Origin of the sequence: Pseudomonas sp. SCA2728.1_7 (genome assembly GCF_018138145.1) — a bacterium.
Classification (GTDB): Bacteria; Pseudomonadota; Gammaproteobacteria; order Pseudomonadales; family Pseudomonadaceae; genus Aquipseudomonas; species Aquipseudomonas koreensis_A.
On record NZ_CP073104.1, the window covers coordinates 3972652 to 3988409 of the forward strand.

Consider the following 15758-nt stretch of genomic DNA (forward strand, 5'->3'; position numbering starts at 1 on the left):
AGGGGAATGCGATCAACCTGTGGGAGCGAGCCTGCTCACGAAGGTGTCAGTGCCGGCGCCACAAAGCCTAATCGCTCAACTCCCGCACCTCGGCATGCGGCACCATTTTCAGAAACTCGGGCATGCTCATATGCAGCAGATAATTGTGGTTGCCCGCCTCCAGATAAATATCCTTCTGCCGCGTCAGCAACGGGTCGATGACCATGTCCAGCCCGTAGGAATCACCCAGCGGCGGCACCGCGCCGCGTTCACAGTCGTCAAAGATGTGCGCCAGATTGCTTTCGCGGGTCAGTTGCCATTCGCCGCTGGTGCGCACCTTGCTCAGGTCCAGGTGACGACTGGCCGGCAGCACGGCCATCAGGTAATGACCGTGGTGGTCGTCGAGGATGATCGATTTGGCCACGCGCTCGGCGGGCACCCCGGCGACCCGTGCGGTTTCCAGGCTGCTGGACGAGTGACGGTGAGCGACGATGTCGTATTCGCAGTGCGCCCGGTTCAGGCTGCTCTGCACCTTTCTTGCCATACGCATGATGCACCTCGGTGTTGCGCTGAACGGTGGTTGCCGTGTCTTTGAGTCTAGTTCGGCGAGGGGGTGGCGCAGAGAATTCCGCCCATCGGACACATCCTCACACTGATCAAAATTCAACCACTGCAACCCTCAACTAGACTGTAAGAACCAGACATGACGCTCGCGGAGGGTCACGTGAACAGCCGATGTTGTGCGCTTGCCTTGCTCCTGCTGATCAGCGGTTCAGCCGCCGCCGACACGTCATTGCCGCCGATGAGTCCGGCCGGTTTGTGGCTGATCACCTTGGGTATCGTGTTTCTGATCGCTGAAGCTGCACTGCCCAATTACGGCGTCATTGGCCTGGGTGGGATCATCATGTTCGTGATCGGCGCGCTGATTCTGAGCAACGCCGAGTTGCCGGTGCCGATGATGATCGGCCTCGGTCTGATCAGCGCCCTGCTGTTGCTCGCGCTGCTGATCCGCGCCCTGAAAACCCGCCCCCGCCACGCTGTCAGTGGCGACGCCGGCCTGCTCGGCAGCGTGACCGCGATCACCACGGTGCAACCGGGCGATGCCCGTAATGGCTGGGTGCAACTGCAAGGTGAACGCTGGCAAGTGCTCAGCGCCACGCCGCTGCACACCGGGCAACCGGTACGCGTGGTGGCGCGCAAGGGATTGTTGCTGCAAGTGGCCGCGACTGACGCGGCACCGCTCGGAGAGTGATCATGGGTCTGCAAATCGGTTTTGTTGCGCTGCTGTTGCTGGTCATTGCCTTGGCCGGTTCGACGTTTCGCATCCTGCGGGAGTACGAGCGCGGCGTGGTGTTTCAGCTTGGCCGCTTCTGGCAAGTCAAAGGTCCCGGCTTGATTCTGCTGATTCCGGTGGTTCAGCAAATGGTCCGGGTCGACCTGCGCACGGTCGTCCTCGATGTGCCGCCGCAGGACGTGATCACCCGCGACAACGTGTCGGTGAAGGTCAACGCCGTGCTGTATTTCCGCGTGCTCGACCCACAGAAAGCGATCATTCAGGTCGAGGATTTTCTCTCGGCCACCAGCCAACTGGCCCAGACCACCTTGCGCGCGGTGCTCGGCAAGCACGAACTGGATGAACTGCTGGCCGAACGCGAACAGTTGAGTATCGACATTCAGCAGGTGCTCGATGCGCAGACCGACGCCTGGGGGATCAAGGTCGCCAACGTCGAGATCAAGCATGTCGATCTCAACGAATCGATGGTCCGCGCCATCGCCAAACAGGCGGAAGCCGAGCGCGAACGTCGGGCCAAGGTGATCCACGCCGAAGGCGAATTGCAGGCCTCGGAAAAACTCATGCAAGCCGCGGAAATGCTCGGCCGCCAGCCTGGGGCAATGCAGTTGCGCTATATGCAGACCTTGAGTTCGATTGCCGGGGACAAGAGTTCGACGATTGTCTTTCCGTTGCCGATTGAATTGCTCAAGGGTATGGCGGATTTGTCCGGCAAGTCATGACCCGCCTATTCACCCGCAGGTTTGGGCACGAACAAGCGTGCTTGCATCCCGCCCGCATGGACTTCAGCGCTGGCCTGCCAGGTTGCGGGTAGCGCTGAGAACTCTTGTGGCTCGTCGACGGTTCCGACCAGCCAGACCCGGCCTCCGGCTGGCAGCTCCGTCAGGCTATTCAGATAGACATCACTCGTCACCAGCGTGCCGAACCCGTACTCATTTGGCCGCGTCGATTGGCCATCGGCTTTCGGTGGGGTGAAGAGGCGCACCTGCGCCCCGCTGCGATCGTAGTAGACGTAGCTCAGATACCAGAGCATGTCGCTGGTGACGATGCGGTCACCGGGAAGGAAATGCTGGTTGACGTACTTCACGACCGTGTCGAGCTGATCGTGAGTGTCGACCGTGGCGTTGTTGCTCACACCGACCAGTTCCACGCCGACCAGCGCTACCAGCACCGCCAAAGCAAGCATGCGAACGCGGCTATACAAACGATCAATGGCCAACGCCGCGAGCATCGGTAAACCGAGGGCGAATGCCGTCAGATATCGCTCAATGAATACCGGCGTGATGAACGACACCGCGAACACCAGCAGCAGCGGAAGACCGGTGTACAGCGCCAGCAGAATGCTGCCGCGCGACACACTGCGATCGCGCATGACGGCCACAACTGCCAGCACCAGCAGTGCCAACGGCAGCGCGCCAAAGACCAGCAGCGGCAGACTCTCGCCATCGTCCTGAATCAGCCATGACCAGATCATCGACGGCAACGACCCCAACGTCACCGCTGGCTCCCAACCGACATCGCCGCCGACTTCGAGTTGTTGCATGTGCTGCATCAAATCAAGCAACTTTGGCAACCAGGGCAGATACAGCACGCCGATGGCCAGATTTGCCAGCCACCAGTCCGCACGCTGGATATGCCGGAAGCGATAACCGCGCTGCACGCGAATGCCGAGCAGATAAACCCAGTGACACAGTGCGGCCAGCACGGCGAAATAATGGGTGTAGAACGCCGCACTCATCAACACCACGTAAACCACGAGATAGTCACGGCGTTGCGGGCGCCGGATCCAGTAGACCAGCGCCAGGCTCGCGGCGAGCAGCAGCGCACCGAGCAGCGCGTACATGCGCACTTCCTGGCTGTAGCGCACTGCCGTCGGTAACAGTGCGAGTAACAATCCGGCGATGAACGCGGCGCGGCGAGTGGCCAGGCGATCCACCAGCCACACGCCCAGCCCGACCGCCGCAATGCCGGCCAGCGCACTGAGACAGCGGAGCGCAAAGATGCCGTCCCCGAACAACCCGATCCAGCCATGCAAGACCATGAAGTACAGCGGCGGATGCACATCAAATGCAGCGTGCTGCCAGATTTCACTCAGCGAATAGCGCGCCAGCAGCAGGCTGGAGCCTTCATCGCCCCAGATCGCCGCCGCCGTCAGGTCATAAAAACGCACGAACGCGGCCAGCACCAGAATTGGCCACAGCCAGTGATCTTTTACCCAGCGCACCCAGCGCAGGCTGCCGAACCAGGAACCGGGCGCGGCATACGGGTCTTGCGTGTCGCCCATTGGCGTGACTCTGTTGACCGCCATCGCTTCCTCTTGCCGCGCCGCAGCGCCACGAGAGTATGACGCGCCAACCTGCCCATCACTTTAGGTCAGCCACGGCGGAACCGTCGATGCCGGTTGGCGCTTTCACGACACCCGGCAACCCGACGGCGACTTTTGCCTCTGGATACACCGACTCCCAACCGCCGCCCAATGCCTTGTACAACCCGACCATCGCCAACGAAACGCCGGTCGAACTCTCCACCCACTGCTCCTGCGTCGCCAGCAGCGCGCCTTGCACGGTGAGGACGTTGACGAAATCAACCACGCCTTCGACGTATTGCTGTTGCGCGGTGCGCAGGGCGATCTGGTTCTGGCGGACGGCTTCGGCGAGGCTGTCGCGGCGGCGCTGGCTGGCGTTGTAGGCGGTCAGTTGATCGTCGATTTCATGCCAGGCGCGCAGCACGGTTTGCTGATAGGCGACGGCGGCTTCCTGTTGTTGCGCTTCGCGCAGTTGCAGCATGCCGCGCAGGCGTCCGCCGTCGAACAACGGCAGGCTGAATTGTGGGCCGATGCCGAAGGCGCGCGAGCTCCACGAGCCGAAATCGCTGAGTTGCATGGCTTGCGAGCCGAGGTTGCCCGACAGGGTAATACGCGGATAGAAATCGCCCTTGGCCACACCGATATTGGCAGTCGCGGCGTGCAAGCGCGCTTCGGCCTGACGGATGTCCGGACGGCGTTCAGCCAGTTGCGACGGCAAGCCGATAGCGACTTGCAGCGGCGACTGCGGCACGGCGGCGTCTGTGGATAACTCTTTGGCCAATGCCTGCGGCGGTTCGCCCATCAGCAGGCTGATCGCGTTGATCAGTTGCGATTGGCGTTGTTCCAGCGCCGGCAAGCGCGATTCGATGGCCGCGACTTGCGCGGCGGCTTCGGCGACGTCGAGGTCAGTCGCAACGCCGTCGGCCAGGCGCAGTTGTGAGAGTTTCAGACTGTGCCGGGCGACGTCGAGGTTCTGCTCGGTGACGGCGCGGGTGTTCTGCACGCCGCGCAGTTGAATGTAGTTTTGTGCGGTGTCGGCGAGCACGGCCAGCAGCACCCCGCGACGGTCATTTTCGGCGACTTCGAGGTTGGCGTCGGCGGCTTCGGTTTCGCGGCGCACGCGGCCCCAGAAATCCAGTTCCCATGAAGCGGAGAAACCGGCGTCCCACAGGTTGAACGCGGAATCGCCGTTGTGCCCGGACGGGTCGTTCAGGCCCTCGCCGCTGTTGCGTTTGCGCGCGTAACTGCCCGTGGCGGCGGTGCTCGGATAACGGTCAGCGGTTATCACCTGGCGAGCCGCGCGGCTTTGTTGCAGACGGCTGCTGGCCAGTTGCAGATCGAGGTTGCTCTGCACCGCACGTTGAGTGATCGCGGACAGTTGCGGGTCGTGGAAGACTTCCCACCAACGTTCGTTCAGGGGTTCGCTGACGGCTTGGCTGGGGGCGGACTTGGCGGGTTTGGCCCAGTCGGCGATTTGTGTGGCTTGAGGCTTTTGGAAGTCAGGGCCTACTGTGCAAGCGGTGAGAGTTACTGCGAGCAAGGCACTCAAGGTGATTGGCTGCCACGCGCCTCTTCGCGAGCAGGCTCGCTCCCACATTTTGGATTGCGTTTTCCCTGTGGGAGCGAGCCTGCTCGCGAAGGTGTCGGTTCGATCAACACGGCTCATCGCTGAGTCACCTCACGCACCGATGTCGCCGAGCTTTTGGTATCAATGCTCGCCTCCACCGACATGCCCACGCGCAATCGTCCAGCCAGCGGCTGGCCAGGCTCAAGCATGATTTTCACCGGAATCCGCTGCACCACCTTGGTGAAGTTGCCGGTGGCGTTGTCCGGCTTCACCGCCGCAAAGGTCACGCCCGTCGCCGGGGCAATACTTTCGACGCGACCGCTCAATGCCTCACCGCCGAGGCTGTCGACACGCACTTGCACTTCCTGCCCAGGCTGTACGTCCGTCAGTTGCGTTTCCTGAAAATTCGCCACTACATACGCCTGCTGCAACGGCACCACCGCCAGCAGCTTGCTGCCCGGCGTCACATAGGCGCCAACGCGCACGGCCCGTTCGCCGATCATGCCGTCCTGCGGCGCGGTGATACGTGTGTAGGAGAGTTCGAAACTGGCGATTTCCAACGCCGCTTGCGCGTGTTTCAAACTGCCTTCGGCCGCATCTCGTTGAGCGGTAAGAATGTCGACCTGCTTGCGCTCTGCCGCCAGTTTCGCGGTGGCGGTGTCGAGATGAGCCGTGGCCTGATCGATGCGCGTGCGCGCCTGTTGCGCGTTCTGCACAGTGCCGGCACCAACGCCGGCCAAATGGTTGTAGCGATTCAACTCCTGCTGAGCGAAAGCCATTTCAGCTTTGGCCGACACCACCGAAGCCTGCGCCTGGGCGATCACCGACGTCTGGCGTTCCAGCGTCGCTTTGGCGTTCTGCAACTGCGCTCGCGCCACCAGGGTTTGCGCATCCGCCGCCTCGGCTGAAGCACGCAGATCACGATCATCGATCAGCGCCAGCAACTGTCCTGCCTTCACTTGCTGGTTGTCTTCCACCAGCACTTCCTTGATGAAACCGGCCACGCGCGGCACCACCAGGGTGTAGTCGGCGGAGACGAAAGCGTCGTTGGTGTTTTGCTGCGTACGTTTGCCAAACACGCCGGGCAGCGCCAGATACACCAGCACGCCTACAGCCAGCGCGGCCGCCACAGCCACCGCGAGTTTTTGCTTTGCTTGAGTCGTCATAAAAACCTTCTGTTTCAGTACAGCGATCAGGTCGGCGCGCGCGGCGGATAGATCCGCGTCGGCAGCCAGAAAATCAGCAGGATCAACGCCACCGCGACGCCGGCCATGCACACGTAGAGATCGGAAGAGGTCAGCACCACGGCCTGCTCGTGCAGGCGATGGGCGAGGCCCGGATCGCTGCGGTCGGCCAGCGGCGAATTGCCGAGGCTGTCGACCAACATGCTTGAGTGGAAATGCAGACGCGCAGTGGTCAGCGCCTCGATCACCCCGGTGGCGACCACGGCCGACAGCCCTTTCACGGTGTTGAACCATGCCGATGCGAAGGGACCGTCCAGCGGTGTGATGCTGCCGGTCGAAAGCATCAACAACGGCAGCACCGCCATCGGCTGACCGAAAATCTGCAGCCATTGCAGGACGTAGAAGTCGTCGCGAATCCACTGCGAAGTCAGCTGCGATCCACCCAGGCACGACAGCGCCAACATGCTCAGCCCAATCCCGAGTACCCAGCGACAATCGACCCAACGCAGATTGCATAGCGCCGCCACCAGTGGCAGCGCGATCAACTGCGGCAGCGCGGCGATGAGCATGATCGGCGCGGTCTGCACCGGGCGATAACCCTGCACCTGCGCCAGATAACTCGACGGAATCAGCACCACCGCCAACAACACCACCAACACGCCGGCCAGGGTCATCAAGGCGAACGACAGGTTACGGATACCGAGCATCTGCAATTTGAAAAACGGAATCGGCTGCGACCATTCGTTGATCAGAAACGCCACCAGCAACAACGAACCGGCACCGAGCAATCCACAAATCAGACTCGACTCGAACCAGTCCAGTCGATTGCCTTGCAGCAAACCGATCACCAACATGCAGATCGCCGGAAAGCCCAGCAGCAGACCTTTCCAGTTGAACGATTTGAGGCGTTCCAAACGCAGCGGGTCCTGCGGAATGCCCCACGCGACCATCGCCATGGCGATCAGGCAAGGCACGATGATCTGCCAGAACGTCCACTGCCAACCGACGTATTCGGTCCACAAACCGGCCAGCGGCGTGCCGAGGCCGGGGCCGAATGTCGCCGTCAGTGCGTAGCCGGCCAGACCGTAGAGTTTGATGTTCGCCGGCAAAAAGCGCAGGGCGACGGTCATCAGCATTGGCGGCAACGCACCGCCCGCCAGACCTTGCAGGATGCGCATCAGCAGCAGACTTTCGTAGTTCGGCGCGAATGGACACAGCACGCCGAGCAACGTGAACAGACCGATCGCGCAAAGGGTGAAGCAGCGCAACGAGAAGGTCACCGAACACCACGGCGCGAAGGCCATGGCTGCGACCGAGGTGGCGGTGTAGCTGGCGACCAGCCAGGTGCCTTCGTCGTAACCGATGCTCAGCGCGCCACGGATGTCGGCCAGGGCCACCTTGGTGACCATCTCGTTGAGGCCCGATACCAGCACCGCCAGCAGCACGCCGACCAGGCCAATGATGATCCGCGCCCCGAACACCGGTGGCGTGGCCGCCGTCGCCGGGCTGGCCGCAGCGATGGGCGCTGCCGCCGTCAGGGATGTCATGAATACACACTCCGGAGGGAAAAATACCGGAGCATCTTAGTCGGGCTTGGCAATGACGAAAATTGACTTATTGGCAGGTTATAAGTGCGCCAGACACAACGATCAACCCCTGTAGGAGTGAGCCTGCTCGCGATGGCGATGTGTCAGTCGATGCATGTATTGAATGACACACCGCCATCGCGAGCAGGCTCACTCCTACAAGGGTTTTGTGCTGGTTGGGAGATTAAGGCTGGGCAGCCAGCCAGGTTTCGTCGCAGCAGGCCTTGAGGGTTTCGCGCAGCCAGCGGTGCGCCGGATCTTTGTCGAAACGCGGGTGCCAGGCTTGGGTCAGCATCAAGGTCGGCAATGGGATCGGCAGGTCGAACGAGCGCAGTTTCAGCCCGAGCCGGCGGACGCTGAGCAACGCTTCCTTGGGCACTGGTAGGATCAGGTCGGAATCCGGCAAGGCAAACATCGCCGCATGAAAACTCGGCGCAATCACTGCCACACGCCGCTCCAGGCCCAAGGCATTCAGCGCCGTATCGATGGGTCCACGGGCGATGCCACGGCGCGACATGCTGATGTGGGAAAACCCGGCATAGCGCTCGGCAGTGATTTCGCCGTCGAGCAAGGGATGATCTTCGCGCACCAGTCCCACGAAGTGCGTCGAGAACAGGTTCTGCACTTTGACTTCAGGGGTGATGGGGCGGGTGTTGCTGACGCTCAGATCGATGCGCCCTTCTCGCAGGGCTTCATCATCGCCATCGCCTTCCGGAACGAAACGCAGTTCGCAGTGCGGCGCCAGTTGGTCGAGGGTGTCGAACAGCTTGCCGCCGTAGACACCGATGAAAAAGTCGTTGGCGCGGATGCTGAAGCGGCGGCGCAAACTGCTCAACTCCACGGTGTCCGCCGAGCGGAACAAAAGCGCAGCCTGTTCGACCACATCGCGCACCTGTTCGCGCAATTCCAATGCCTTGGGAGTCGGCACCAGCCCCCGACCGGCGCGCACCAGAATCGGATCGCCGATGGCTTCGCGGATTCGCGTCAGGGTGCGGCTCATGGCCGCCGGGCTGAGGTTCATCCGCCGTGCAGCGCCGACCACACTGCCCTCGTCGAGCAAAGCGTCGAGGGCGACCAGAAGGTTCATGTCCGGGAGTTGCATGCTGAGCACTCATGGCTGATCAGGATTGATCTGGGCGCAATGCTAGCAAACATTCTTCAAGTATTGCGGTGGCATGACTGACGCTATCGCGAGCAGGCTCACTCCTACATTAGATCTTCAGTGCCTACAGATTTTGTGTCCTACGCAGATCCCCTGTAGGAGTGAGCCTGCTCGCGATGAGGCCAGCCGCAACGCCACAGAATTACCGCTGCATACCCCAACGCTTGACGGTCACCCGCTCCAGCGTATCGAACACCAGATTCTCCACCAGCAACCCGATCAGAATCACCACCGCCAACCCGGCAAACACCTTGTCGGTGTACAGCTCATTACGATTCTGGAAGATGTACCAACCCAACCCGCCCTTGCCACTGGTAGCGCCAAACACCAATTCAGCGGCGATCAACGTGCGCCAGGCAAACGCCCAGCCGATCTTCAACCCGGCCAGAATCGACGGCAGCGCGGCCGGGATCAGGATGAACAGCACCAGTCGCAAACCCTTCAGACCATAGTTGCGCCCAGCCATGCGTAGGGTTTCGGAAACGCCGAGAAACCCCGCATAAGTGTTCAACGCCAACGCCCACAACACCGAATGCACCAGCACAAAAATCAGGCTGTTCTGCCCCAGACCAAACCACAGCAGCGCCAGCGGCAGCAGGGCAATCGCCGGCAACGGGTTGAACATCGAGGTCATCGTGCTCAGCAGATCGCGACCCAATTGCGTCGACACCGCCAGCGTGGTCAGGGCAAACGCCAGAACGATGCCGATCAGGTAACCCTTGATCAGCACCACCAGCGAGATCCACACTTTGGCCAGCAGCTCACCACTGAGCAGCCCCTCGAACAGCGCGTGGCTGGTCTGCAAGAAACTCGGCAGCATCAGGTCATTGTTCTGGATCCGCGCAACCACTTCCCACAACACCGCCAGCACAATCAGGATCAGGCCTTTACGCAACCAGCCCTGTTGCCACAGCCGCGTACCCAGCGACAACTCACGCTCGACCGGCACTTCGGTCAACGGCTCCAGCACAATTTCGAATTCTTTACGCACAGATGATGAATGGCTCATCGGGTAGTCCTCCTGGCCGCTCAATAGGCGATGCGAATGTCGTTGAAGTCGTGGTCACGCTCGGTTTCCGGCGACTGGCCTTCGTCGAACAGCAGACGATGAATGCGCCGCGCCGACTCCTGAAACGCTACGCCACCCAAGCTGTGCAAGTCGTATTGATGGCTGTGCACTTCGGCGCGCACTCGGCCGGGATGCGGCGACAACAGCAGGATGCGATTGCCGACCACCAGCGCCTCTTCAATCGAGTGGGTGACGAACAGCAGAGTGAAGCGCACCTCTTCCCAGAGCAGCAGCAATTCTTCCTGCATCTTGCGTCGGGTCAGTGCATCAAGGGCGGCGAACGGTTCGTCCATCAAGAGGATTTTCGGCTGCATCGCCAACGCCCGGGCAATCGCCACGCGCGCTTTCATGCCGCCGGACAGGGTGTGCGGGTAAGCATCGGCGAACGCTGCCAGCCCGACTTTTTCCAGATAGTGCAGCGCGCGTTCTTCGGCTTCTTTTTTCTTCAGCGTGCGCGAAGCGAGCAGCGGAAACATCACGTTCTGTTTGACGGTTTTCCACGGTGGCAGCTGATCGAATTCCTGAAACACCACAATCCGGTCCGGACCCGGCGCGTCGACGCGCTGGCCTTGCAGACGGATCTCGCCTTCGCACGGTTGAATGAAGCCGGCCACTGCTTTGAGCAAGGTGGACTTACCGCACCCGGATGGACCGAGCAGCACGTAGCGATCGGCCGGGTCGATTTCAAAACTGACTTGGTGGGTGGCACGCACCACGCGTTGCGGGGTGCGGTATTCGAGGCTGACATGATCGACCGCGAGCAGCGCTTCGCTGCGAGCGATCGGGTTGCTGGCCGCGTGGCCTTGCAAGGGAGCGTTCATTTTTTGATCAATCTCCGGCGAATCAGAAAGGCGCGTCGCCCTGAATGGTCGTGCGATACAGCTTGCGGCGCAGGTGCGCGGGGCAGCCGGCGGCGAGATGGATCAGCGAACGGTTGTCCCAGAACACCAGATCGTGGGGCTGCCACTGATGGCGGTAGATGTTTTGCGGCAGCACGCTGTGGGCGTACAGCTCGCTCAGCAGTTGCTGGCTCTCGTCTTCCGGCAGGCCGACGATGCGCGTGGTGAAACCTTCGCTGACGAACAGCGCCTTGCGGCCGTTTTCCGGGTGCGTGCGCACCACCGGGTGCACCACTTCCGCGACCTGAGCCAGTTGCTCCGGGGTCAGGGTCGGGCGCCAGTTGCCTTCGAATTTGGTTTCGCTGTAGCGGGCGGTGTAGGAATGCGCGGCGCTACGACCTTCGACTGCTTTGCGCAATGCTTCGGGCAGGTTGTCCCAGGCTTTGTGCATATCGGCGAACAGCGTGTCACCGCCCTCGGACGGCAGCTCTTGCGCGTGGAGCATCGAGCCGAGACTTGGCAGCTCTTTATAGGAGAGGTCGGAGTGCCAGAACTTGCCGGCATCGCCGAGGCCGATGTTCTGGCCGTTTTCGACGATGTTGGAAACGATGAGGATTTCCGGGTGATTGGCCAGCAGGAACTGCTTGAGCACATGGATCTGCAACACGCCGAAGCGGCGGCTGAAGTCGATTTGCTGTTGCGGGGTGATTTGCTGGTCGCGGAACACCACGACGTGGTGATCCAGGTGCGCGCGATGGATGCGCGCGAAGTCTTGATCATTGATCGGCCGGGTGAGGTCGAGGCCAATGATCTCGGCGCCGACGGCACCGCTGAACGGGCGGATTTCAAAGGATTGCGGCGCGGCGGTCGCGGCGCTTGGGGAAGCAGTAGCTGCGGACATCTTTCCATCTCCCACGCACGCCACGCTCACGGGCGCGCTCGTCGATCAGACACTCACGCTGGATTGCGTGTTGGTTCAGGTCGTGCGGCGCGCCGATTGGTCGGCAGGTACGCAGGGGGATGACTTTATAGCTATAAGAATCGGAAATTAAATACCGTTAATGAATAACGATATGGCGATTGGTGAGGAATGGACTGAGTGTTGAGTGACGGTTTTTGTCACTTATTGACAGAGATGTGGTGTTTGGGCTGCCGCCATCGCGAGCAGGCTCACTCCTACAGTAATCGCATTCCATCTGGAGAAATGCGATTACTGTAGGAGTGAGCCTGCTCGCGATGAGGCCAGTGAGGTCACTAAAAAATCAACGCTCGTGCAGCGCCTCTGCCCGCGCACGAATGATCGGCTTGAGCAGATAACTCAACACTGACTTCTTGCCGGTAATGATGTCCACCGACGCAACCATCCCCGGGATGATCAGCAACGGCTTTTCATCGGTGCCCAAGTGGCTGCGCTCAGTGCGCACCTTGATGATGTAGTAGGTGGTTTTCTTGTCTTCGTCGGTGATGGTGTCGGCACCGATCTGCTCAAGCTTGGCTTTGAGCCCGCCGTAAATGGTGTAGTCGTACGCGGTGAACTTGACGATCGCTTCCTGCCCCGGGTGCAGGAAGGCGATGTCCTGCGGACGGATCTTCGCTTCGACCAGCAAGGTGTCATCCAGCGGTACGATTTCGACCATGTCGCTGCCTGGCTGGATCACGCCGCCGATGGTGTTGACCAGCAACTTGTTGACGATGCCGCGCACCGGCGAGGTAACCAGCGTGCGGCTGACGCGGTCTTCCAGCGCCTTGCCGGTCGCGCTGGCCTTGTTCAGGTCGGTGCGCGCTTCATTGAGTTGGGTCAACGCTTCGCTGCGGAATTTGCCGCGCGTCTCGTCGATCTTGCGCTGCACTTCCTTGATCGCCGATTCGGCACGCGGGATGGCCAGCGTCGTTGCATCCAGCTGACCACGGGTTTCCACCTCGGCACGCTTCAGACGTAGCACTTCCACCGGGGACACAGCGCCCTGAGCGACCAGCGGCTCGGACATGTTGATTTCCTGGCGCTGCAGGCCCAGTTGCTGACGATACTGCGCCTGCTTGGAGGCGAATTCGCGCAGCTCTTGCTGACGCTGAATCAACTGCTCCTGCAAACCACCGATCTCGTCGTGCAGTTGCTGACGACGGCTGATGTACAGCGATTCTTCGCTTTTTGCCTGACCCGGCACGGCTTTGAGCACGTCCTCGGGGAAATTCAGCGGCCGGTCGTCAACCTCAGCGCTGAGGCGCTCTACGCGCAACAGCATCGACAGACGATCAGCTTCGGTTTCGCCAACGTTAGAAGCAAATCGCGTGTCGTCGAGACGAATCAGCGGTGCGCCGGCTTCGACGATCTGGCCTTCCTTGACGAACAGCTCAGAGATGATCCCGCCCTCAAGGTTCTGGATTTTCTGAATCTTCGACGACGGAATCGCCTTGCCGTCGCCCTTGGTCACTTCGTCGATCACGGCGAAGTTGGCCCACAGCAGCAGGAAGATAAAGAAGCCGATGATCGCCCAGATGGTCAGGCGCACGACGCGCGGGGCGTCTTCGATCAGCGCTTTGTTGACCTCCGGCAGCGGCTGGCCCTGCAGCGATGCCGAGCCCTTGAAGTAGCGACGGATCGAATCCTTGAAACCCGACTTAAGCAACACTGATCTGCCCCTTCTTCAACGCTTCCATCACGGCGGCTTTCGGGCCATCGGCGAGAATTTGTCCACGGTCGATCACCAGCAGACGATCGACCAGCGACAACAGTGAAGCCCGGTGCGTGACCAGCACCACGGTCTTGTTTTCGATCACGGCGGCGAGGCGTTGCTTGAGGCGTTCTTCACCGGTGTTGTCCATCGCACTGGTTGGCTCGTCCATCAGCAGGATCGGTGGATTGAGCAACAGCGCCCGGGCCAGCGCGACGTTCTGCCGTTGGCCACCGGAGAGGTTCTGCCCACGCTCGCCGACTTGCAGCTCATAACCTTGCGGGTGCAGACGGGCGAATTCGTGGACGCCGGCCAGTTCGGCCGCCTGCAGGACAAGCTCGTCTTCTACATAGCGTGCGCCGGAGACAAGGTTGTCACGCAGGGTACCGGCCAGCAGTTGAATGTCCTGCGGCACGTAACCAATGTTGTAGCGCAGCTCGCTGACGTCAATCTGGCGGATATCCACACCGTCGACCAGCAAGGCGCCGTCATCCGGCTGATACAGGCCAACCAGCAATTTGGCGAGGGAGCTTTTGCCCGAGCCGCTACGGCCGATGATGCCGATTTTCTCGCCGGGGCGAATCACCAGGTTGATGTTCTTCAGCGCCGGATTCTGTTGTTCCGGGTAGGTGAAGCTGAGTTGGCGGCATTCGATCGCACCCTGCAGAACCTTGCGGCTCAGCGGGCGTTCTTCGAAATTGCGCTCTTGCGGCAGCTCCATCATCTGGTCGACCGAGGTCATGGTCACCCGGGCTTGTTGATAACGGGTCAGCAGACCGGACAGCGACGCCAGCGGGCTGAGGGCGCGGCCGCTGAGCATGTAGCAGGCAATCAGACCGCCCATGCTCAGGTTGCCGGCGATGATCTGATACACGCCGAAGACAATCATGATCACCCCGGCCAGTTGCTGGATCAGCAGGGTGATGTTCATCGCCAGACCGGAGAGCATTTTCACTCGCAGCTCGAGGCGGCTGAGGGTGCCGATGGTCTGTTCCCACTGATACTGACGTTCGCTTTCGGCGTTGTTGACCTTGACCGCGTCAAGGCCGGCGAGGGTTTCGATCAGGCTCGACTGGCGCTCGGCACCGAGGGCCATGGTGCGCTCCATGGTTGCCACCAGCGGCTTCTGCAAGGCGTAGCCGATCAGCAGGGCAATCGGGAATGCCAGCACCGGAATCCACACCAAATGCCCGCCGAGAATGGCGATAACAATAAAGATCAGGATGGTGAACGGCAGGTCGATCAGGCTGGTCAGGGTCAGCGAGGCGAGGAAGTCGCGCAGGCTCTGAAACTCGTGGATGTTCTGCGCAAAGCTGCCGACCCGCGCCGGGCGGTATTTCATCGACATGCCGACGATGCGTTCGAACAGCGTCGCCGAAATGATCAGGTCGGTTTTCTTCCCGGCCAGATCCAGGCACAGACTGCGCAGGCTCTTGAGGATCAGGTCAAAGAGGTAGGCGCCGGTGATGCCCAGCGCCAGCACCCACAGGGTCGCTTCGGCCTGGTTCGGCACCACGCGGTCGTAGACGTTCATCACGAACAGCGGCGCGGCCATGGCGATGATGTTGATCAGGAAACTCGCGGCGATGGCATCGGCGTACAGCCAGCGCGAACGCTTGAGGGTGTCGCGGAACCACGAACGCGCACGTGGAATCAGCGTGCCGTGGTTGACGTCGAATTTGTGCTGCGGCTGGGCGAAGAAGACTTTGCCGGTGTAGTCGTCGGCGAGCAGCTCACGGCTGACGATGGACTCGCCACCGTCGGTTTCACTGAGCAGCACCCGCGCTTCGTTGTCACCCTGCCAGCCGAGCAGGACGGCGCTGCGGCCATCCTTGAGCAGCAGCAACGCCGGCATGGCGATCGCCGGAATCTCTTCCAGCTTGCGCTGTAGCACCCGACCTTGCAGGCCGGCGCGAGCCGCCGCGCGGGGCAGCAACTCGACACTCAGGCGTTGTTTGGGCAGCGGCAGGCCGGTGGTCAGCATCGCCGCGCTGGCGGGTTTCTGATGCAGCATGCAAAGGGCGAGCAGGCCGTCCAGTAACGGATCGTCGTGCAACGCGCGTGGATCATGACTGAGTTGAACTCGACTGACTTCTGATTCCAC

At 61.2% G+C, this 15758-nt stretch carries 13 protein-coding genes; 2 read left to right on the forward strand and 11 right to left on the reverse strand.

Translation table 11 applies throughout. From position 1 onward, the window contains the following. Positions 1-67 precede the first annotated feature (67 nt). Positions 68-529, reverse strand: coding sequence for a YbaK/EbsC family protein (locus KBP52_RS17690; protein WP_093440296.1), 462 nt, complete (start codon positions 527-529; stop codon positions 68-70). Positions 530-682: 153 nt separating this feature from the next. Between KBP52_RS17690 and KBP52_RS17695 the strand changes: the two genes are divergently transcribed. Both KBP52_RS17695 and KBP52_RS17700 read left to right on the forward strand, forming a co-directional pair. Beyond that, entirely contained in the window at positions 683-1231 is a 549-nt protein-coding gene (locus tag KBP52_RS17695) for an NfeD family protein (protein WP_212620651.1), read from the forward strand. 2 nt (positions 1232-1233) lie between these two features. Then, entirely contained in the window at positions 1234-1992 is a 759-nt protein-coding gene (locus tag KBP52_RS17700; RefSeq protein WP_212620652.1) for a slipin family protein, read from the forward strand. A gap of 5 nt (positions 1993-1997) precedes the next feature. On the opposite strand, the gene KBP52_RS17705 is transcribed toward KBP52_RS17700, so the two are convergent. The 10 genes from KBP52_RS17705 to KBP52_RS17750 form a co-directional block, all read right to left on the reverse strand. After that, positions 1998-3578, reverse strand: a complete 1581-nt coding sequence (locus tag KBP52_RS17705) for a glycosyltransferase family 39 protein (protein ID WP_212620653.1) — start codon at positions 3576-3578, stop codon at positions 1998-2000. Between the two features lie 55 nt (positions 3579-3633). Continuing rightward, positions 3634-5241, reverse strand: coding sequence for an efflux transporter outer membrane subunit (locus KBP52_RS17710; RefSeq protein WP_249122193.1), 1608 nt, complete (start codon positions 5239-5241; stop codon positions 3634-3636). Continuing rightward, positions 5238-6308, reverse strand: coding sequence for an HlyD family secretion protein (locus KBP52_RS17715; RefSeq protein WP_212620654.1), 1071 nt, complete (start codon positions 6306-6308; stop codon positions 5238-5240). The genes KBP52_RS17710 and KBP52_RS17715 overlap by 4 nt, the downstream gene beginning before the upstream one ends. A gap of 26 nt (positions 6309-6334) precedes the next feature. Then, positions 6335-7873: an MFS transporter gene (locus KBP52_RS17720; protein WP_212620655.1), complete on the reverse strand. Its 1539-nt coding sequence runs from the start codon at positions 7871-7873 to the stop codon at positions 6335-6337. A 223-nt stretch (positions 7874-8096) separates the two neighbouring features. Further along, the gene (locus KBP52_RS17725; RefSeq protein ID WP_116029364.1) at positions 8097-9014 is read right to left on the reverse strand and encodes a LysR family transcriptional regulator; all 918 of its coding nucleotides are present in this window, start codon (positions 9012-9014) and stop codon (positions 8097-8099) included. Positions 9015-9216: 202 nt separating this feature from the next. Next, positions 9217-10083: an ABC transporter permease gene (locus KBP52_RS17730; RefSeq protein ID WP_212620656.1), complete on the reverse strand. Its 867-nt coding sequence runs from the start codon at positions 10081-10083 to the stop codon at positions 9217-9219. A gap of 20 nt (positions 10084-10103) precedes the next feature. Continuing rightward, the gene (locus tag KBP52_RS17735; protein ID WP_116029366.1) at positions 10104-10964 is read right to left on the reverse strand and encodes an ABC transporter ATP-binding protein; all 861 of its coding nucleotides are present in this window, start codon (positions 10962-10964) and stop codon (positions 10104-10106) included. A 22-nt stretch (positions 10965-10986) separates the two neighbouring features. After that, complete coding sequence (locus KBP52_RS17740) at positions 10987-11883, reverse strand: TauD/TfdA family dioxygenase (protein ID WP_127925366.1); 897 nt, start codon at positions 11881-11883, stop codon at positions 10987-10989. A gap of 361 nt (positions 11884-12244) precedes the next feature. Then, positions 12245-13612, reverse strand: a complete 1368-nt coding sequence (locus KBP52_RS17745; protein ID WP_007918311.1) for an HlyD family type I secretion periplasmic adaptor subunit — start codon at positions 13610-13612, stop codon at positions 12245-12247. After that, on the reverse strand, positions 13602-15758 hold the full coding sequence (locus KBP52_RS17750; RefSeq protein ID WP_116029368.1) for a type I secretion system permease/ATPase: 2157 nt from the start codon (positions 15756-15758) through the stop codon (positions 13602-13604). The genes KBP52_RS17745 and KBP52_RS17750 overlap by 11 nt, the downstream gene beginning before the upstream one ends.